14 protein-coding genes and 1 pseudogene are annotated in these 19,954 nt (G+C 43.2%); 5 read left to right on the plus strand and 10 right to left on the minus strand.

Annotated elements, in window-relative coordinates:
- Nucleotides 1-88: 88 nt before the first annotated feature.
- The 4 genes from ACSBOP_RS21105 to ACSBOP_RS21120 form a co-directional block, all read right to left on the minus strand.
- Complete coding sequence (locus ACSBOP_RS21105) at nt 89-871, minus strand: hypothetical protein (protein WP_442602444.1); 783 nt, start codon at nt 869-871, stop codon at nt 89-91.
- Nucleotides 868-2,307, minus strand: a complete 1,440-nt coding sequence (locus ACSBOP_RS21110; RefSeq protein WP_442602445.1) for a sensor histidine kinase — start codon at nt 2,305-2,307, stop codon at nt 868-870. The genes ACSBOP_RS21105 and ACSBOP_RS21110 overlap by 4 nt, the downstream gene beginning before the upstream one ends.
- Nucleotides 2,308-2,311: 4 nt before the next feature.
- Nucleotides 2,312-2,968 carry a response regulator transcription factor gene (locus tag ACSBOP_RS21115; protein ID WP_442602446.1) on the minus strand — a complete coding sequence of 219 codons (657 nt, stop codon included), beginning with the start codon at nt 2,966-2,968 and terminating at the stop codon, nt 2,312-2,314.
- A 379-nt stretch (nt 2,969-3,347) separates the two neighbouring features.
- The gene (locus ACSBOP_RS21120; protein WP_442602447.1) at nt 3,348-4,034 is read right to left on the minus strand and encodes a TetR/AcrR family transcriptional regulator; all 687 of its coding nucleotides are present in this window, start codon (nt 4,032-4,034) and stop codon (nt 3,348-3,350) included.
- 293 nt (nt 4,035-4,327) lie between these two features.
- Here ACSBOP_RS21120 and ACSBOP_RS21125 point away from each other — a divergent pair, with 293 nt between their 5' ends.
- Together ACSBOP_RS21125 and ACSBOP_RS21130 are read left to right on the plus strand one after the other, a co-directional pair.
- Nucleotides 4,328-5,182: an SDR family NAD(P)-dependent oxidoreductase gene (locus ACSBOP_RS21125; protein WP_442602448.1), complete on the plus strand. Its 855-nt coding sequence runs from the start codon at nt 4,328-4,330 to the stop codon at nt 5,180-5,182.
- The gene (locus ACSBOP_RS21130) at nt 5,179-6,342 is read left to right on the plus strand and encodes an SMP-30/gluconolactonase/LRE family protein (RefSeq protein ID WP_442602449.1); all 1,164 of its coding nucleotides are present in this window, start codon (nt 5,179-5,181) and stop codon (nt 6,340-6,342) included. The genes ACSBOP_RS21125 and ACSBOP_RS21130 overlap by 4 nt, the downstream gene beginning before the upstream one ends.
- Nucleotides 6,343-6,494: 152 nt before the next feature.
- Here ACSBOP_RS21130 and ACSBOP_RS21135 read toward each other — a convergent pair whose 3' ends face one another.
- On the minus strand, nt 6,495-7,397 hold the full coding sequence (locus ACSBOP_RS21135) for a DMT family transporter (protein ID WP_442604553.1): 903 nt from the start codon (nt 7,395-7,397) through the stop codon (nt 6,495-6,497).
- A gap of 149 nt (nt 7,398-7,546) precedes the next feature.
- Between ACSBOP_RS21135 and ACSBOP_RS21140 the strand changes: the two genes are divergently transcribed.
- The gene (locus ACSBOP_RS21140) at nt 7,547-9,367 is read left to right on the plus strand and encodes a PAS domain S-box protein (protein ID WP_442602450.1); all 1,821 of its coding nucleotides are present in this window, start codon (nt 7,547-7,549) and stop codon (nt 9,365-9,367) included.
- A 98-nt stretch (nt 9,368-9,465) separates the two neighbouring features.
- Here the strand turns inward: ACSBOP_RS21140 and ACSBOP_RS21145 are convergent, their stop codons facing one another.
- Complete coding sequence (locus ACSBOP_RS21145; protein ID WP_442602451.1) at nt 9,466-10,857, minus strand: amino acid permease; 1,392 nt, start codon at nt 10,855-10,857, stop codon at nt 9,466-9,468.
- Nucleotides 10,858-11,115: 258 nt separating this feature from the next.
- Between ACSBOP_RS21145 and ACSBOP_RS21150 the strand changes: the two genes are divergently transcribed.
- Nucleotides 11,116-12,828: a methyl-accepting chemotaxis protein gene (locus tag ACSBOP_RS21150; RefSeq protein ID WP_442602452.1), complete on the plus strand. Its 1,713-nt coding sequence runs from the start codon at nt 11,116-11,118 to the stop codon at nt 12,826-12,828.
- A gap of 120 nt (nt 12,829-12,948) precedes the next feature.
- On the opposite strand, the gene ACSBOP_RS21155 is transcribed toward ACSBOP_RS21150, so the two are convergent.
- Nucleotides 12,949-14,661, minus strand: a complete 1,713-nt coding sequence (locus tag ACSBOP_RS21155) for a methyl-accepting chemotaxis protein (protein ID WP_442602453.1) — start codon at nt 14,659-14,661, stop codon at nt 12,949-12,951.
- Between the two features lie 201 nt (nt 14,662-14,862).
- Here ACSBOP_RS21155 and ACSBOP_RS21160 point away from each other — a divergent pair, with 201 nt between their 5' ends.
- Nucleotides 14,863-15,645, plus strand: a complete 783-nt coding sequence (locus ACSBOP_RS21160) for a HipA family kinase (RefSeq protein ID WP_442602454.1) — start codon at nt 14,863-14,865, stop codon at nt 15,643-15,645.
- A 64-nt stretch (nt 15,646-15,709) separates the two neighbouring features.
- Here the strand turns inward: ACSBOP_RS21160 and ACSBOP_RS21165 are convergent, their stop codons facing one another.
- The 3 genes and pseudogenes from ACSBOP_RS21165 to ACSBOP_RS21175 all read right to left on the minus strand — a co-directional run bounded on the left by ACSBOP_RS21165 (nt 15,710) and on the right by ACSBOP_RS21175 (nt 19,718).
- A complete protein-coding gene (locus tag ACSBOP_RS21165) occupies nt 15,710-16,174 on the minus strand; it encodes a phage tail protein (protein ID WP_442602455.1) in 465 nt (154 codons plus the stop codon).
- Nucleotides 16,175-16,435: 261 nt separating this feature from the next.
- A pseudogene (locus tag ACSBOP_RS21170) lies at nt 16,436-16,537 on the minus strand (DNA alkylation repair protein); the annotation flags it as partial.
- A 31-nt stretch (nt 16,538-16,568) separates the two neighbouring features.
- Nucleotides 16,569-19,718, minus strand: a complete 3,150-nt coding sequence (locus tag ACSBOP_RS21175) for an ATP-binding protein (protein ID WP_442602456.1) — start codon at nt 19,716-19,718, stop codon at nt 16,569-16,571.
- Nucleotides 19,719-19,954 lie beyond the last annotated feature (236 nt).

Genomic DNA, 19,954 nt, shown 5'->3' on the forward strand with positions numbered 1-19,954 from the left:
TAAAAATAAAAAAAGAACCGTCAGAGGTGAATTGTTCCCTGACAGTCCTTTGTTTTGAGCGGCTACAAAACCGCAGATGTGGTCTTGCTTAGAGCCTAGAATAGTAACTAAGCAGCGCCATGACATCCTTACTGAAACCGACAACTTCATTTCGTTTCAAATTGACTGTGACAGCGTATTTTAACTTATCGCCGTCCTTGCTCGTGTAATACAATTCCACAACACTGCCCTTGCTGATCATGCTCTCATTCAGCGATAAATCGGACAACGGATAGCTCCCTTTATCCTGAATAAACTTTGTTGCGAGAGGGGTAACTTTGTTCATGCCATATTTCACCAATAGATCATCTTCCTCACTAGTGTTGGCAAAATTTTTCAACGTTCCTGCCCTTGCAACTTTAATGACATCGCCGTCTCTCGCATTCAGCACGATATCATAGACTTCATTAGGGCTGGTCAATTTGGTCAGAGTCGTGTAATACAAGCCGCCAGAATACGGAGCGAACTCAGTTTGATCGTCCAGCTTTAGTTCTGGTTTCACTTTCGGAGCCGGAGCTGGTTTCACTTTCGGAGCATATTCCGCCTCACTTAGCAAAACTTTAAACTTGTTCTGATCAATAACCACCAACTCGAATTGAAACTCGTCCATCGTCAAATTCTCATCGAAGTACTTATTTACCGCATTTAGACTGAGTGTCTTCACTGCATCTTGGGACAGAATTCCCTCATATTCCGCCTCATTGGTCTCGTTCACTCTACTTATTTGTTTTACCATGACTGTCTCTTTCGATATCGTATCGAAAACACCTTGGCAACCCGTCCCGAGAATCATGATCGACGCGCATATGATAACCACAATAAGCCTGTTCATTCCTTTATCCCGCCTTTCGGATGGGTAAGTGCGAATACGACTTCTACCTTCGTGCCCTGGTTTTCATTGCTGGTTACCCGGATGACGGCATGGTGGACGCTCGCTACATTTTGACATATCGCAAGACCGAGACCTGCCCCTTTACCGTTTCTTGTCCTGGATTTATCCACCATGTAAAAAGGCTCAAAAATTTTATCCTGATGTTCCTTAGCGATCCCGATGCCCTGATCCATCACTTCAAGCATGCAATGCCCGCCTTGCCACGCGATACGCAGCGTAATGGTCTGGTGTTCATCTGAAGCTTTGAGCGCATTGTCCACCAGATTGAAGATCAGAACTTTGATCAAATCCTTCTCCAATCTCAGCTCGCCCGGTTCACATTCAGTGACGATCGTCACCTGCTTTTCTTTGGCCATCATGTCCAGCGCAGGCTTGATTTCAGCTATAACCGCTCCTAAATCGTGCAGCTCCATCTCGAAGTTATCCTCTTGCAACACAATCAAGTTCATCAGCTTCAATGACAACATCTCTAATCGTTTGCCTTCTGAATAAATCACATTCAGACCGTCCAGAAACGTTTCCTCATCGTATTTGGTTGTCCTCATAAAACTTGCATAGGCGATAATTGAAGTCAGCGGTGTTTTTAATTCATGCGTAAAATTATTGATAAACCGCTGTTTTTCTTGATTATTCCGCTCAAGTTCAGTGATTGTGTCCTCCACAACAGCGGCCATATTGTTAAAATTGTGGGCCAGCACGCCGATTTCATCCTTTGATTTTAACTGGACGCGTTCAGAGAAATTCCCCTGTGCAATGACCTGAGCTGTTCGACCCAGCCGATCAATCGATCTCGTCAGTCCTCTGCTTACAAAAAACATGATCAGCATATAGAGGAAACAGGCAGCCACATCCACTTGTACAAAGAACTGATATTGATCCACACGGTCCTGATACAATGAGGTGACATCTACCATATAGGTAAATAGATAGCTTTTATGATTAATATCCACAATGTTGGAGGTGAACAGGATCGTTCGCTCCTCGACATCCCGCAAAATATAATTGATTCCATCCGCGCCCAGCTTATCCAGTTCCTCACGCTGCTTCGGCATCTGGAAATCCGTATTACTGAAGATCGCTCGATTCGCCTCGTCCCTGATATCCAAATAAACACGCCGTTCGTTATTCGTGCCAACAAATTCATTGGCGATTCTCGTTAATACCGTTTTCTCGTAATCGATTGAATCATAGATGCGAAGGATCGGTACGATCGCGTTGACACTGTATTGAATACTCATATTCTGGTTTAACGCGCTATTGATCTCCTGTTCAAGCATTCTATTGTGGCTGCGCTCGATAACCATAATAGAAGCTGCGTTAAAGATAATGACGAAGACCAGAATCGAGAAGACATAAATTTTTTGCCAAAATTTCATCCTCTCAATCCTCCAGCCGATAGCCGAGTTTATAAATGGTCTTGATGTGATCCTGCAGCTCAAGTTTTTTGCGCAGCGATTTAATATGCATATCGACCGTTCTTGTTTCGCCGTAATAGTCGCCGCCCCATACTTTGTCGATGAACTGCTCTCTTGATAAGGCGATGTTCTTATTTTTCAGTAGAACGACAAGCAAATCATATTCTTTTGGAGTTAGCTCGATAACTTCCCCTTGTTTGGTTACTTCCCGTTTGTCCAGATCGATAAGAAGGGTTTGAAAGGCCATCACCTGATCATCTTTGCCATATCTTCGCAATACCGTTTCTATACGGGCTAACAGCTCAATCGCTTCGAAAGGCTTGACCATATAATCGTCGGCCCCCAATCTCAGACCGTCCACTTTATCGTAAACCGAGTTTTTCGCCGTCAAAAAAATAACTGGAATACGATAAGGTCTGATTCGTTCCATCAGCGCAAAACCGTCCAGTTTCGGAATCATGACATCCAGCAAAATAAGGTCGAACTTCTCCCGCTGCAGCAGCTCCAGCGCCGCCAGGCCGTCATAGACCTCGGTCGTCTCGTAACTTACGATGTTGAGATTCATTTTAATGATTTTGGAAATATGAATATCATCTTCAACTATCAAAATCTTTTTGTTCATCCCCTGAATCTCCTAACACGAATGATGGGTATAAATGTCTTGGTGGTTAGATACTCCATCTATCATAGCACGGTGTGGTGCTAGCTATGTACCGGTAGCTCTATGTAAAACATTACGTTACATAAGGTGCAAGCGAAATCGTGACGCTCTACTGGAATTTTTTTGGAATTCAATCATTGTGAACCTCTCATTTCCATAGTTCGAGCAGTATCGTTAAAACCCTTCTATAGAAAAAAGTATGCGAAATCAATTCAAATTTCACATACTCTGAGTTTTTTCTATTGATTACAAGCATTCATTACGGTTCTCCATATCCTCTAAAGAGCAAAATTCTGTCCGCCACCGCGCATGCGCCCATCACAGAAATATAAAGAAACAGCTAGTTGGATTGTGGACTCCAGTTCACCACTCCGTTGTCTTCAGAAAACAACGATCCGACAATCAAAGACAACGTTTGCTTGTACACGGCATGGGCAGACTGCACATCACCCAAATGTCCGCCCATATAGAGATGGATAACGCCGTGAAGCGACGCCCAGAAGATACGGACGACGGTTTCCGTGTCATGCGGATCGGTAATCAGCCCCTGCTCTTGCGCATTGCCGATCACCGTCAACAATTGCCGCATGGCTGTCACGGTACCGTTCATGCTCTCCTCGTCCGGTTTGAAATCTGTGAAGGCTCCTCCGAACATCAGCTTGTAATAGCTGGAGTAACGCTGTCCGAATTGCCAGAAGGTCTCGCCTAAATGGAGCAGCTGCTGTGCAGGATCGCCAGTGTGTGGCATTCCCTCGAATTCGTTGGCGAGAAGTTTGCAGCCGTCGAGATACAGCTGCTGAGCCAGCCCCTCTTTATTGACAAACAGACTGTATATGATTTTGGTCGAGCAATCCATCTTCTGCGCAACTTTACGGACTGTCACGGCTTCAGGACCCTCCTCGTGCAAAATCGTTGCCGCAGCATTGACGACGAGCTTCCGGAGATTTTCAATATTTTGGAGGCGAGCCTCCTGATACGTTTTCAACTTTCGTTTATTTGCAGCGGAGGGACTATTTCGGTCGGTCATCGCTATCACCCTCTATTCATACGTTTTCAATAAGAAACAAAGTTTCCGGCTCTTAACAGGAATTTTAAATTGTTGTCGGACCGTTGTCAATGCGACGCAGGATGCTCAAAACCAGTGATTCAAAAAACGATGTTGACTTTCTAAAAAAGCAGGGTTACAATGAATCCCATTAGAAACAGTGTTACCAAAGCGTGCGGGAATTCTTGTCTCTTATGGGAGTCAGGATTTATTTTAAACAATTCGGTAACAATGTTTCCTGATAACAACAATGAATTCGATGGGAGAGTTGTAATATGAACATTCAAGGAAAATGGGCGCTTGTCACGGGGGCTTCTTCCGGCATCGGAGAGCAGTTCGCCCGGCAATTAGCCAAAGAGGGCGGCCACCTCGTACTCGTAGCCCGATCGAAGAACAAGCTGGAGAGCCTGGCATCGGAGCTTAGAAAGAAGCATGGCGTCAAGGTCGAGGTGATTCCTGCCGATCTTGGCAAAGAGGGAGCGCCAGGCGGTTTGTATCGGCAATGTCAGCTTCTGAATTTGGAAATTGAACTGCTGGTCAACAACGCAGGCTTTGCCACGCACGGTTTGTTTGAACAAGTGTCAGGCGTGCGTCAACATGAGGAAGTCATGCTCAATGTTGCCGCTGTTGTAGATATGACGCACTTGTTCCTGCCGGAAATGCTGCGCAGAAACTCCGGCGCCGTTATCAATGTCGCTTCGACCGCCGGATTTCAACCCCTTCCCTATATGGCTGTATACGGAGCGACGAAAGCTTTCGTGTTGTCGTTTACCCAAGCTTTGTGGTGGGAAAACCGCAACAGCGGCGTCCAATTTTTCACACTTTGTCCGGGAGCGACGGATACCGCTTTCTTCAGCGTCGTAGGCACGGAAGAAGCGGCTGTCGGTAAGAAAGACACGCCGGAGAGAGTCGTAGAAGTTGCGCTTCGCGCGTTAAAGGATGGGAAGCTGTATGTTGTTCCGGGTACGCAGAATTATATAGGAACGCAGATCGGACGATTCATGACGAGGAAGCAGGGACTTCGGCTCGTTGGCGGCATGCTTCGCCCGCGCGACGGCTCCACCAACCATAAGAAGACGTCCGGTCCGTCCGATCTTGCAGGATGGATGATCCAGGAGGTGCACTCATGACTCATTCGCCAAATACTTCATCTCATGCTGCTGCACCAGGAAACCGTCCCAAACGTTCGCGATTGAAACGAATACGGAGAGTGGGATTATCTCTGCTCGCAATAATCCTTCTTGGAATCATCATTTTCGTGGTCGTGCCCTCGCCTGTCGATCCGGTGAAATGGAACGCGCCGACAGGCCCCTCTTTTACGGAACCGGGGCCGTGGCAAGAGAACGACAAGCTTAGCTCAGCCGAACTGGTCTCGGATGCTCCTCAATTCCCGGAGTTCATTACGTTTGACAAGGAAGGCGTGCTCTATACCGGGGATTCCAACGGGATAATTTACAAGGTTGGTTTCGATCTGGAGGGCAAGCCGCAGAAAGCCCAGATGTTTGCAGACACCCATGGGACACCTAACGGGCTTAAGTTCGACGCCAACGGCAATTTGATCGTGACCGATATCAAGAAGGGGCTATTGTCCATCAATCCGTCCGGGACCGTACAGGTACTGGCTGATCATGTGGACGGCAAACCGATCTACTTGGCCAACGAACTGGATATTGCGCAGGACGGCTCCATTTATTTCTCCGACACCTCGACCTATGGCCGCGTGCTGTTCAAAGAAATGGCAGAGGGCAAGCCGCATGGACGCTTGCTGAAGTACGATCCAGCAACCAAGCAGACGAGTGTCCTGCTAGAAGGGCTCTATTTTGCCAACGGAATCGCCCTGTCCAGTGACGAAGAATATGTGCTCATTGCGGAATCCTATCGTTATCAACTGACCAGATACTGGCTGAAGGGTCCGAAGAAAGGCACATCCGACATATTCACCGACAATCTCGCAGGCTTTCCCGACAACATTTCGCGCGACGAGCAAGGCCACTTCTGGGTTGGTATCTTCACGACGCGCCTATCTTTTGTAGATCAGATGCATGGCAACCCGTGGCTGGCCGGCCTTATGGCCAAAGTGCCGCAGGCGCTGCTTAACGGGGCAAGTGCGCCAGTGAGGCACGGGCTTGTTGCGGAGATCAGTCCGGACGGGAAAGTAATTGAAAGCTGGCACGATCCGGAAGGCAAACTGTATGGGGTAACTACGGCAGTCAACCATAACGGATATTTATATATTGGAACCGCGCCGGGAGGCAGCAAGGGCGTTCATCGGGTACCTTTGACTCAATAATATGGAAAACGGAGGAATGTACACTGCGTGATAGGATTGCAGGCTATTACTCGTATTAGTAGATTTGGTCGACTGTGTTTTCAGCCGACCGTTTTTTCTTCATTCATGTTCCCTCGCTGTCTCTAATGTAAATACGTTACGATCATGCATATCTACTTCGCTTCGCTCTGCAATGGCAGCCCAGATGGCGTTCGTTTCCTACTCGATACGAATACGCCGCCCAAAATAAAGGAAAGCCCTGCAAATAAGCTCCAATGAACGGGCTCGTTCAACAACGTACTGCCCCATATGATTGCTGTTGCAGGAACGAGATAAGTAACCATCGTCGCGAACTCGGGACTTCCTCGTTGAATCATGAAATAAAACAAAATATAAGCGATTCCCGATCCAAATACACCCAGTCCAATGACCATCCCGATATTCGTGGGCGTTGCCAATTGCGACAGGTTAACCGTTTCGACCGAAAAAGCGACGGTCCCACTTCCCATCATGGCGCAGAGCAGCGTGCCGAATGTCGTCTGATACATGGTCACACCCTTGAGCCGCTTGGATAACTGAGAACCGAACGCATAACATAACGTAGCTGCCAGCATGCAAATAAATCCGATCAAATCGACCGACACAATGGAATGCGGATTGATGTCCAATAAAATAACTAGCCCGACAAAAGCAACCCCCATGCCAATCCATTGCATCCGGTTCGTAGCCGACTTGAAGACCAGCGCCCCGACGACGATCGTCCATAGCGGCGTTGTAGCATTCAAGATCGATGCTATGCTGCTGGACAATCTGGTTTCACTGAAACCGATAATTGCCCATGGGACAGCCGTATTGATGAGAGCCATGACTGTCATCGGAAACCATTGGATTTTTCGTAATTCGAAAGGCTTTCTTAGTACGAGCATGATTATTGTAATCGTAATCAAGCCAAAGCTGGACCTTAGGAAGGCAATCGTCCAAGGACCGAAATCGTGCAACAACTGCTTAATAAAGAAAAACGAACCTCCCCAAATAAGACTTAACATCACTAATGCGGCATAGAGTAATCGAGGCACAGCTATTCCTACTTTCTTATTTCTCACGTTGTCTCTATGCTAGCATGAGGATCCTTCGATGACCATCGAATTTACTCAGTCCACCTTTACAAGAAAGATGAAATATATATACTTAGAATCAAATCCTTGTTAAAGGTAGGGATCGCCCAATGGATAAAGAGACTCTTCGAACAAGTCTAAGTAAAGAACAGATCGACATGAAAGAACTGCTTCAGTCTCTTGTCGAAACTACAACGGACGCGATTTCTATTCGGGATATGCAGGGAAATATACTTCTCATAAATTGTGCCTTTGAACAGTTTTATGGCTGGACTTACCAAGACCTGCTTCATGACCCTTACTGCCTGGTACCAGAACCTTCAATAACCGAGACGAAAGAACTATTTCGTCTGATTAAATCCTTTGGTAAGAAAATCTCTGGATATGAGACGGTACGTAAACGAAAAGACGGTACGATCATTCAGGTATGCCTAACAGCTTCCCCCATACGAGATTCAGCAGGGAATATCGTTGGCACTTCTGTGATTGCTAGGGATGTTACATATCGCAAATTGGCTGAAGAAGCTTTGCTAGAAAGTGAAGCTAAATATCGGATATTAGTAGAGAATACCAACGACATTATAAGCACATATGATTTAAACATGAAAAAAATATTCGTATCTCCTTCTATAGAGCTTCACTTGGGATACACCCCGTATGAATATCTTCAGAAGGATACTTTCGCCTTTATTCACCCTGATGATGTAAATATACTCCTAGATCTACGTCAATCCATCGCTATCTATAAAAAAAACAAGCAAATAGAATTTAGAGTAAAACATAAAGATGGATATTGGGTGTATTTGGAGTCGCGTTGTGTGCCGATCCTTACTGAGAACAATGAATTCGAGAGCTATCTAATCGTTTCACGTAATATCACAAAACGAAAACAAGCCGAAGAAGCTTTGCGGAAGAGTGAAGAACAATATAGGTTCATTGCTGAAAATACAGCAGACTTCATTTCTGTGATTGATAAGAATGGCGATACATTGTACAGTTCTCCTTCGCATGTTAAAAAGTTAGGCACGGATAGGATTAGCTTTCATAATATCCATCCTGACGATGCTCCTACCGTCTGTGAACGCTTTTCATACATGCTTCAATCGAAAACCCCTATTATCTCTGTATATCGATACAAACTCGAAAATGGTGATTGGATATATTGCGAATCCATAGGAATGCCTTTTTACAACACCGATGGTGAATGTCACCATTTTTTCAACGTTACACGCGATATTACGGAGAGGAAGCAGAATGAAGAATTACTCCTGAGAACAGAAAAGCTGTCCGTCATCGGAGAATTGGCGGCAAGTATAGCGCATGAAATAAGAAATCCTCTTACCTCACTAAAGGGTTTTATACAATATTTACAACCGTTGATTTCAGATAATTCTAATTTTACCGACATTATGTTGTCTGAACTAGATCGAATCAACTTTATCGTGAGTGAGCTGCTTGTCTTGGCGAAGCCGCAAAAACTCCATGTCAAATCAATTCTTTTGCATAGTATCATCGAAAACGTTGTAAAGTTTCTTGAGTCCGAGGCTAATTTAAACAATATTGAAATCAATACAAAATTTTTAAACAAACCTATTATCATCAACTGTGAAGAAAATCAACTAAAACAAGTATTCATCAACATCATGAAGAATTCACTGGACGCCATCTCTGCAAATGGCAAAATTAATATTCAAACCAAACTTCTAAGCGACAACCAAGTCCTTATTCGCTTTTCCGATAACGGATGTGGCATTTCACAAGAGCTGCTGCCCAGACTTGGGGAACCTTTTTACACCTCAAAAGAAAAGGGAACAGGTTTAGGTTTACTTATCAGTAATAAAATCATTAAAGACCATCAAGGAAGTATCAACATCACAAGTGAAATCAATAAAGGCACGATTGTCGAGATTACTTTACCTATTTCCAGTTGAAAAACTTCGCCTTACTTAGGATACAGTAATAAACATCCCATTCCTCTTTAGGTAGATAATGGGATGTTTATTGGTTAGTCAAATGGACGCTTGCCCATTTAGCTGTTCGTATGTTCATCATCTGTTTGGGCACTTATTGGAACAGCCTTGCCAACTCGGAATGCGTAAAAACTAATCACTACAATACCTAAGAAAACGATGCCGGAAATAAGGGACATGCGTGTATCATCGTTCATCCACATTCCGACCAATACCATAAGCAAAAAAGCAATGGTGACATAGTTTGTTACTGGGGCGAGAGGCATTTTGAACGGATGATGATCCAATTCAGCCCCCTTGATTTTTCTAAATTTGATCTGACTGATTAGAATAACAAACCACGGTACCATACCGGGAAGTACACTGGCGCTGTACACATGCACAAACAGATTTTCTGGTGCAATATAACTTAAGATCACGCCAATGCCCAATCCCACGAGCACACCAATCGTTCCCAGCAGGGGCACGCCGTTATGGGACAGTTTCGTAAATATTTTCGGTGCCTGTCCATTGATTCCTAATGTATAAAGCATACGTCCTGCGCTATAAATCCCGCTATTGCAACCTGACATGGCAGACGTGATGACGACAAAGTTGATGAGCCCCGCCGCTGCTGTAATTCCGATTTTCGCAAACGTTGCAACGAACGGGCTGCCGATGGCTTGCAACTGATTCCAAGGGTAGACCGTTACAATCACAAAAATCGCGCCAATATAAAAGATCAAAATCCGCCAAATAATACTTTGCGTCGCTCTCATTAACGTTTTTTGCGGGTTTTTTGCCTCACCTGCTGTAATCCCGATCAGTTCGACACCTTGATAAGCCCCAATCACCAACGAGAGAGCAAAGAAAAAGCCCGTCCAGCCACCGGTAAAAAAGCCCCCATGCTGCCACAGGTTAGAAAATCCGATCGCATTCCCGCCGTTGCCAATCCCGAAGAAAATCAGACCAAACCCTGCCACAATCATCAGTACGATGGTTACGATTTTAATCATCGCAAACCAAAATTCAAATTCACCAAATGATTTCACAGAGAATAGGTTGGCTGCACCGAGAATCACCATTGCGATGATACCTGGTATCCAAGCAGGCAAATCCGGAAACCAGTACTTCATATATGTCCCAACCGCAATGATCTCCGCCATCCCGACAACCACCCATTGGAACCAGTTGCTCCAAGCCGTCGTATACCCTGCCAAAGGATGAATGTACTTATGGCCAAAGGTCGCAAATGACCCTGTGCTCGGTTCTACGTACTGCATTTCCCCCATTGCGCGCATGATGAAAAATATAAAAATCCCTACAATTGCATACGCAAGCATCACCGATGGACCTGTCCATTTGATCGTGCTTGCAGAGCCCATAAATAACCCGACACCGATTGTGCCGCCCAAAGCAATCATCTGAATATGACGCGCTTCGAGACCCCTCTTTAATTCCTTGTTTTCCATTGTAGTTTCCTTCCCCTCTGCTACTCTCTTAGCTGTTATTTTGGACAAAACTGCAAAACCCCAAACAATGATGAAGCAACTCTACTGACGAATCATACCATACATAATATTTCAAATATTCTATTTTAGTTTTCGACAAAAAATGCTATAATACTCCAGCTCTCGACAAATAAACGAGAAACTTGTCTCCAACTCTGTCAAGCACTGATTATGGAGTAAAACTAAAATAACATTGAAAATAGGAGTGAACGCCGTTTTATGAAATTTACAATCAGTAAAAAAATGTACAGCGGATTTTTGTTAGTTCTTATCTTGATGTGCATAATTGGCATCATAAGTCTTGTCAACATGAAAACGATGGGAAACAAAGCTGAAGACGTTCAAACAAACTGGATGCCATCAGTTAAGGTCATTGCCGACATGCAAGCTAATTTGGTAGATATTGATCGTCTGTCAATGCGGATGGTATTGGAAACAAACGGCGAGAACATGGAAAAGATTAAAGAGCAAATCAACCAGGCAGTAAGCAACCTCAAGAAAGACGAAGATAGTTATACAGCGGGCAATATGATATCAGGACCGGAAGAACAAGCTATCTATGATAACTACCTGAAATTTAAAAATGATTATTTTGCAGATCTCCCCGAACTCTGGAAACTTGGAAAAGCCAACGATAACGTAAAAGCAAGCACTCTTGCTCTAAAGATGACTAACAACTATCAACAAATGCTAGATGCTTTGAAAAAAGATATCGATTTTAATTCGATCCGATCAGACCAATCGATGAACGAAACCGTACAAGCTAATAAGACAGGAAAACAGATCATTCTAATTGTAAGCATTATCGCAATCATTTTAGGGATGACTATCGCATATGTTTTTGGCAGAATCATTTCCAGACCTCTAATCGCCCTTGCGAAGGAGGCCAAACGCATAGCGGAAGGCGATTTGACTACAGACGAGATTCAAGTGAAAAATCGGGACGAAATTGGCGATTTGGTTGCTGCTTTTAATCAAATGGCGGAAAATCTGCGTAATGTGATTCGCCAAGTCGGCTTTAAAGCGGAATTGGTTTCCGCTACCTCCGAGGAATTGTCTGCTAACTCCGAACAAATCGGCAAGGCTTTCGAACATGTTGCTTCCGCTGTAATAGAAGTAGCCGCCGGTTCCGAGAAACAGGCGCGGAGTGTGGATGAAAGCGCCCTAGCAGTAAAACAGATGTCTATTGGGGCGCAACAAATTGCAATCAATTCCGAACATGTATCAACGGCTACAACCGATGCGCTCCAACTAACTGTAGAAGGCGATCATGCAATTCAAACAGCTGTCCATCAGATGAGCTTGATTAACGGTACAGTCAACGGACTTGCGAAAGTAGTGAAAGGATTGGGAACACGTTCGCAAGAGATAGAACAAATCATTGGGGTAATCAAAGGCATCGCGGGACAAATCAATTTGCTCGCTTTAAATGCAGCGATTGAGGCTGCAAGAGCGGGAGAGCAAGGACGCGGATTTGCTGTTGTAGCGAGCGAAGTGCGTAAACTGGCGGAACAATCCGCTCAATCTACCGAGCATATCGTGCATTTGGTCGCTGCCATCCAAGAAGAAATCATTCAAACAACTAAGTCCATGGAAGTAAGTACACAAGAAGTGACGACTGGAATTAGCATAGTAAACGTGGCAGGAAAATCATTTGAACAAATTCAAAGCTCAGCGGGCGAAGTTTCCCAACAGATTCAGGAAGTTTCGGCGGCTTCTCAGCAAATGGCTGCTAGTACGGAACAGGTGGTGACTTCTATAGACGTAATTTCAGATATAGCGAAAACCTCATCATCCGAAATACAGAACATATCTGCAATTATGCAAGAACAATTAGCTTCTGTGGAAGAAATCAGTGCATCTGCATCCTCGCTTTCTTTAATGTCAGAAGAGTTGCATATGCTCATTGGTAAATTTAAGTTAAAAGCATAACGATTAGGTGACCATAAGCGAAGCCCTAAAATCTACCCTCAGATATAATGAGGACATACTTTTGGACAAATTAAAAACCTCTTGGATTAACCAAGAGGTTTTTGACTGTTTCCCGTACTTTTATGCTTTGAACTTAGTTATAGACTGCTGCAATTCTTCCGCCATTCTGCTTACGAGTTCAATAGCAGAAGCGATTTCTTCCATCGATGCATACTGTTCCTGCGCTGCTGCAGACACATTTTGCGTATGAGTCATAGATTGCTGTGAAGTATCTGCAAGCCCTCTAATCATTTCCACCACATGCTGCGAGCTCGCGGTTACTTCTTCTACAATCGCAGACACTTCCTGTGATTGTACCGATACATGTTCCACCATCTTCGTAATATCATGAAACGCTTCACCAGCCTGTTGAACCATCTCAATCCCTTTATGTACAGCAGACGTTCCTTCTCCCATCGAACGCACAGCATGCCCTGCTTCTGCCTGAATTTCAATAATCAACTGCCCGATTTCCTCAGATGCCTGTCTTGACTGCTCAGCCAGCTTTCGCACTTCATCTGCTACAACCGCAAACCCTTTTCCATGCTCGCCCGCTCTTGCTGCTTCAATCGCTGCATTTAAGGCAAGTAAGTTCGTTTGATTGGAGATCTCTGTAATCAGCGTAGTAATCCGCCCTATTTCTTTCGACTTCTGACCAAGCGTATCGACAACTGCCGCTGTCGTATTCACTTTTTGCTGTACAAGCTCAATCTGGGCTACTGACTCTGTAACAACCTGGTTCCCTGTCGTCGCCTTATGATTTGCCGTTACTGTCAGATCGGCTACATCCTGCATAGAAGATGCGGCTTGCTCCATTCCTTTGGAAATTTCTGCAGTGGCTTGATTTACTTGATCTGCACCAGACAACTGATACTCTGCACTTCCTGCCACTTCTTGAATTGATGTTGAAATCTGACTTGCCGCGTGTTTTACCTGTTCACCCGTTGCCAATAGCTCCTCAGCACTTGCTGATAATTCCATTGCATTTGTGTTTACCTGCTGGACGACGCTACGAACACTGCGCATCATATTGTTAAATAATTGGGTTAACATCCCTATTTCATCTTTCGCTTGATACTCTCCCTGTACGGTTAAATCGCCTTGCTCCGCTTTTGCCATCAATTCTTTCATCATGTGAAGCGGACGTGTAATGGTGCGGCCAATGGCTAAAGCGAAAAGCGCACATAATACAATCGCAACCACTGTAATGATAACGGTCCAAGTAATCGCGCTCTTTGCATAAGCGGTATTTGTCTTATAGAGTTTTTCCGCTATTTCCTGATTGTAATCCACCAGTTTCTCCAGCGCACCATTCAACTGGGTACGAATCTCTCTGACATGTTGTACATAATTTTGATAAGCTTGATCATTTTTATTGACCATCGCCAGATCAATTACTTTCTTTACATTTTCCCAGTATGTACTGCGCAACTCTTTATACTGACCAAATATCCCTTTCTCCTGCTCATCCATTTTGGTTTCTTCATAGCTTTTTATTAATTGTGCGGTGGCTTCCTTTCTGTCGTTCATTGTTTTCTTCGCTTCTTCATTCTCTCTCGAGTCATTCGTTAGTATTAAGCCTAATGTATTTACTTCAACGACACGATTATTCATTTGCATTTGAGTAAGCCATCTTACTGAATTCATCCGATCTTCATACATTTCAGTTGAATTTTTCGCCATGCTTTTGATGTATGTAACCCCCACGGACCCTACCATGGTTAAAAATACAACTGCCATTATCATGAGCAGCAGTATTTTTTTGCTTACTTTTATATCCCTTATCCACTGCATTCCATTTTTACCCCTTTGTGAAAAATTTATCTAAGTGTATAGTCTAAATGAGCAATCCATATTTGTCCATATTCAAAGAACTTGTTCGAAATGTTTGAATAATCTTGGTATTTTGTGTTCTAGTTATCCCTTTTGTCCGATACTCTTCTATTATTTTTGAATATTGTAATGTTAGATGCTATTAAAAAGGGGCGTAGAGCGATGACAATTTTAGAACCGGTAAAATATTTGGAAACGCTGTCTGGAGATGCCGCACATTTGTTGTCATTTAATGATGGAAACCATTATGCGGTAAAATGTAAAAACAATTTCCACGGAACAAGGGAACTGGTAAACGAATTCGTGGTCGCCAGATTAGGGCAACACCTTTCTTTGCCTGTAGTTCCATTTAAAATGGTGAATATGACAGCACAGCAGATTCAATATATACCAAAAAAGTTTTCTTCCAAATACACTCCGGGCACACAATTTGCCAGCCTATTCTTAGACAATTGCAGAGGCCTCTCGAAGGAACCCCCTCATCCGACTAAAACGGAAATTAAAAATAACCAGGTATTGGCCGGAATTTTGGTATTCGACCATTGGGTGCATAACACTGACCGTACAAAAAGCAACATTCTTCTGGAGTGGCTGCCGGAAGGCAAATATGATATTCATATGATCGATCACGGAAAATGTTTTCCGGGAGGATACAAATGGAACAAAGCAACATTGCAAAAGCGCGGTAAAACGAAAAAGGATTCTATCGTTCATATTTGGACTGTGGGCATGCTCGAAGATTCATCGATACTCTCTTCCTATATTGAACAAATCCTTGCTTTACCGGAAGCCCTTATTGAAGAAGTGATTCGGGAAATTCCTGGGGATTGGGACGTATCGCTTCAAGACAGAGAAGCCCTTGTTACTTATCTCGAAGTACAGAAAAAAACATTTGCCGATTCGGTATATCAATTTGCGAAAAAATATGGAAATATCGAAGCTTAGCTTTGCGGAGCAAACAAAAAGAAAAAGCCTCTATTCCGCCACTCGGAATAGAGGCTTACTTACCTTAATATTGTCCTTTAATTACAAAAAACGAGCCCCGAATTGTTCCAGCTAGTTTAGACTTCTGCCTAGCAAACTTAAACTTCGCTTCTAGCTCCTTTGGTATCTCCATCCCCTCAGACAGCTTAAAACCAACAGCCCGCTTCTTAGGGTCATCAACCGTATACATGACATTGACCGCAAGACCATCCTCATAAAAGACGTAGGTAAATTGGATATTTTCCACTTGAAAACGCGACGTTTCTAAAGGTTTAGCCGCAAACTCAATATCACGTTCTACTTTCAAAATTCGGTTCACATAATCAAGGTTCTCCTGACTTTCGCTAGCTGGTACAACCGTAAATTCATGCTCGTATTTGTTCATAAAGTAACGGGCTTCATTCGCACGTAAACCAGCAAGCGCCTCTACTACAGGTGAAGACTCTAAACCAACCGTAGACACATTTTTAAAATCAACGATATACGACATTTTCCATCCCTCGTTTTCTCTTTTTTTCCTAACATTAGAAATTTATATTTCACTAAAACCAAGCCATTCTTCAAGTTATTCTATTAATTATTATACCAAAAATGATTCATGATAACCGTTCACGCTTTGGATGTATGAATTTTTATGGACTAACACCTTACATATTTTCGTTTGAAGCCGAGCTGCCCTTTATCTGCCGCCTTTTCATGAAGCGGCAGATAAGATACTCCCACAGTGTACATGAAATTGTTCATCGCGTATTTCGTACGTTGGTTGATTACGTTTTATTTTCCTGAAGATGGGCTTCATCGCTCCTATGGCCACGCCGAAAAGTGGTTCGTGCGCGCCATTGGATTGGTATATTGTTCACACTTCCTTTTAATGATTTGTCCTGTTATTCAACCTGTTTACGTACATGGAAAGTGACCTTAGTCCCTGTACCTAACGTACTTTCGATATGAAGTCCTGTTCCAAAGTGCCGTTTTAATCGCTGATCCGTATTGATCAACCCGACACCTGACCTGCTATCCGCTTTTCTTTCTAGTATTCTTTGTAATTGAACTTTGTCCATTCCAATCCCATCGTCTTCAACTGTTATCTCTGCATGCGTTTCATGGACAGAAATTCGAATAAGAATCATTCCGCCACGATTGCGCTTCATTATGCCATGTCTTATCGCATTTTCAACGAGAGGCTGGATCGTAAGAAATGGGACTTTTATGTCCTCGCAGCCATCTATCTCCCAAATCACCTGTAGCCTTTCTTCAAACCGAACCTTTTCAATGTATAGATAAGAGCGCACTAGACTTAGCTCCTCTTCAATGGGGACAAATCCATCCGGATTTTGGAACTTAAATTTATTCCTCAGAAAATTGCTGAGCTCATGGAGCAAATTCCCCATCTTATCCAAATTAATGTCACTTAAAGCTATTACAGAATTTAATGCATTAAATAAAAAATGAGGCTGGATTTGCGCTTGGAGCCATGCAGCTTCTAATTGCAATTGTTCACGAACGACTTGTTTAATCGTTGTTAGTGCCTCGATCCGCGATTTGATTTCTACAGCTTCCACCGGCTTCGTCACATAATCGTTGGCTCCAGCAAGAAAGCCGCTTTGAATATCTTTCGGTTGGCTTCTTGCCGTAAGGAGTAGAACAGGGAGCTCGGTCAGTGTAAATCGCTCACGAATCATCCGTGTCAACTCATAACCAGACATCTGTGGCATCATAACGTCGGAGATGACCAGATCCCAGTCCTTAGTATCCAGTAATGCCAACGCTTCTTTACCGCTCGTTGCCATCGTTAACTCGTATTCGTCTGGTGGCAGTATGGCTTCAAGCACTTGAAGATTGACTGGATCATCATCAACAATTAATACAAGCGGACGATTTCGATTCATTTGAAATGGAGTTGTTGATGTTGCCCCTTCCGCTGCTAGCGGAATTTCCATTTGGTCCAAATCGACTGTGGAGGCTATTTCTTGCATCGCCATAGATTGTAATACGAACGGCTCCAATCGGTTCGAACCTTCACTTTCTTCCTCCGCTTCCTCATCCGCCAGCTTCAACGAAAATGTAAATTTCGAGCCTTCGTCTATAACTGAGGATACATCTAACGTACCTCCATGAAGCTCAACTAGCTGCTTGCTTATGCTTAAACCTAACCCAAATCCGCCTTCAATCATCGTCACACTCGTACTGCCTTGCTCATACGGACGGAATAAGCGCTTAAGCATGTGCTCATCCATTCCGATCCCCGAATCAGCAATCACAATATAAGCTCTTCCGTCTTTGGCAAAAGCTTGAATCGAGATTGTCCCTTCATTTGTATATTTCACAGCATTATGAAGTAAATTGAACACGATTTGGATCACTCGATTCTCATCCGCAATTACTGGGGGAAAATCTTCCGAAATCTGATTTGCAATTTGGACAGACTTTACTTCTGCGTTAAATTGCAACATATCCATTACTCCGGTCACAATCGGCTGGATAAATATTACTTTTTTTTGTAAACGTGGATTGCCTTCCCGTAAACTCATCACGTCAATCAAGTCATTTAATATCCATGTCAACCGACGTCCTACAGATAAGACCGTTTCAAGCTCCTTGATGCTCCGTTCCTGCAATAAATGCTGTTCCCTTTTTAAAACGGATTGTGACATGTTAAGCATGCTGTGAAGCGGATTTTTAAATTCATGCGAAGTGTTTGCCAGAAATTGATCCTTATGGTCATTCATTCTTTGCAAGGTTGCAGCAAGCTCTTTGGTGTTCGCATGCATGATAAAGTAACCCTTAAACCATTCAGTGGCTAAACAGCCCATCGCAATAATCATATCGAACGGATAGTAGACAAGACTCAAACCGCTATCCTGCAAGATTAACGACCAAAGAGCATAGTTCATCAACGCAAGAAAAGAGAAAAGCAGTAAAAGATTGCTCTTTAAATCTTTAATTACTTTTTTAAACATCGTAATCAGCGTTATAACTGCAGCAGTACCACCTAATACATAATAAATAGGGAAGAGCATGATCACCTGAGTTGGATTTAAAAACAACGTGATGCCGGCAGTCCCTAGATTCATTATTTTATAGACAGGGTACATCCTACGCCAATATGGAAGCTCGCGATGATTCGTACACTGGAGCAAAGCATAGGCTGCAATAACGAAAGCAATATTAGTCAGCCTAAAATCCCAATTAATTCCAATGTAAAATAACTGATGGAACAACTTCTCATCCGTACTAAAGACACTCGTGATCGTTACACATAATGCAAGCAAACTAAAATAAAGCAGCTTCTTTTCCTTATTTCCTAGTAAATACAAAATAAGTGCATAGACAGCATGCATAATAAATATAATCGCTGCCAAAAACTGCATAAAAATGGAAGCTTTCATCTCTTTGGCAATGGCTTCTTCTGAACCAAATTTAATGGATCGGACAATGCCCCCGCTTCGACTATCCACATAATTTGCCGCCTGAATGACGAGTTCGATTACACCGTTGTCATCTGCTGTAAAGGTTGTAGAATAAGGTAGGTCCTTCGAAATATATTCATCCTTTGTTGTCGCCACCTGTCCGGATTTAGTAAGTAATCGACCGTTTACATATAATTCTGATGCAGTGCGTACGCTGGGTACACGAATACTATAATTACGATGCTTCGCCGGGTCTACATAAAGAAGCAAACGATAAGAGCCATACCCGTATGGAGATGGCTTGTCAGCATGCAAAACTTCACTCCATCCTCCCGGTACCTGAATATGCCTTGGCGCATTATTGCCTAACAATTGTTGCCGACTACCATCTATCAACCATTGCGAGGGATAAAACTCCCATTCGCCATCAAGTAAGAGAATGCTGCCATCTTCTGCTTTCCAATCGCGCAAATCGAGCTGCCCATTTTTAATCGACACCTGTTTTTGGTTATGAAACAATTCGATCCACAAAATGCGCGAACCGGATAATATGACCAATAACAACCCTAGTAATAATATAATATGGCTCTTTTTCATTTGGAATTTTGGTGCATGATTTGCCAAGAAGTATCCCTCTCCCACTCATCTTCTTCTAAATATGTCTATTATACAGTTATACTTACTTGGAAGACTTTAGTTGTTTAAATCGGTAATAAAAAAATGAATCTGACAAAGGTTATTAATAATTTTTCCGTAATCTCCATTTTTTGATAAAAATTTTTATAGCAGTTTTAATTTAATTTCAAATAACCGATAAATATTGAGCGTTGTATTGTCTCCCTTACAACTAGTTAACATAC

The sequence above is a fragment of the Paenibacillus sp. KN14-4R genome, from assembly GCF_052180255.1.
GTDB lineage: Bacteria > Bacillota > Bacilli > Paenibacillales > NBRC-103111 > Paenibacillus_AM.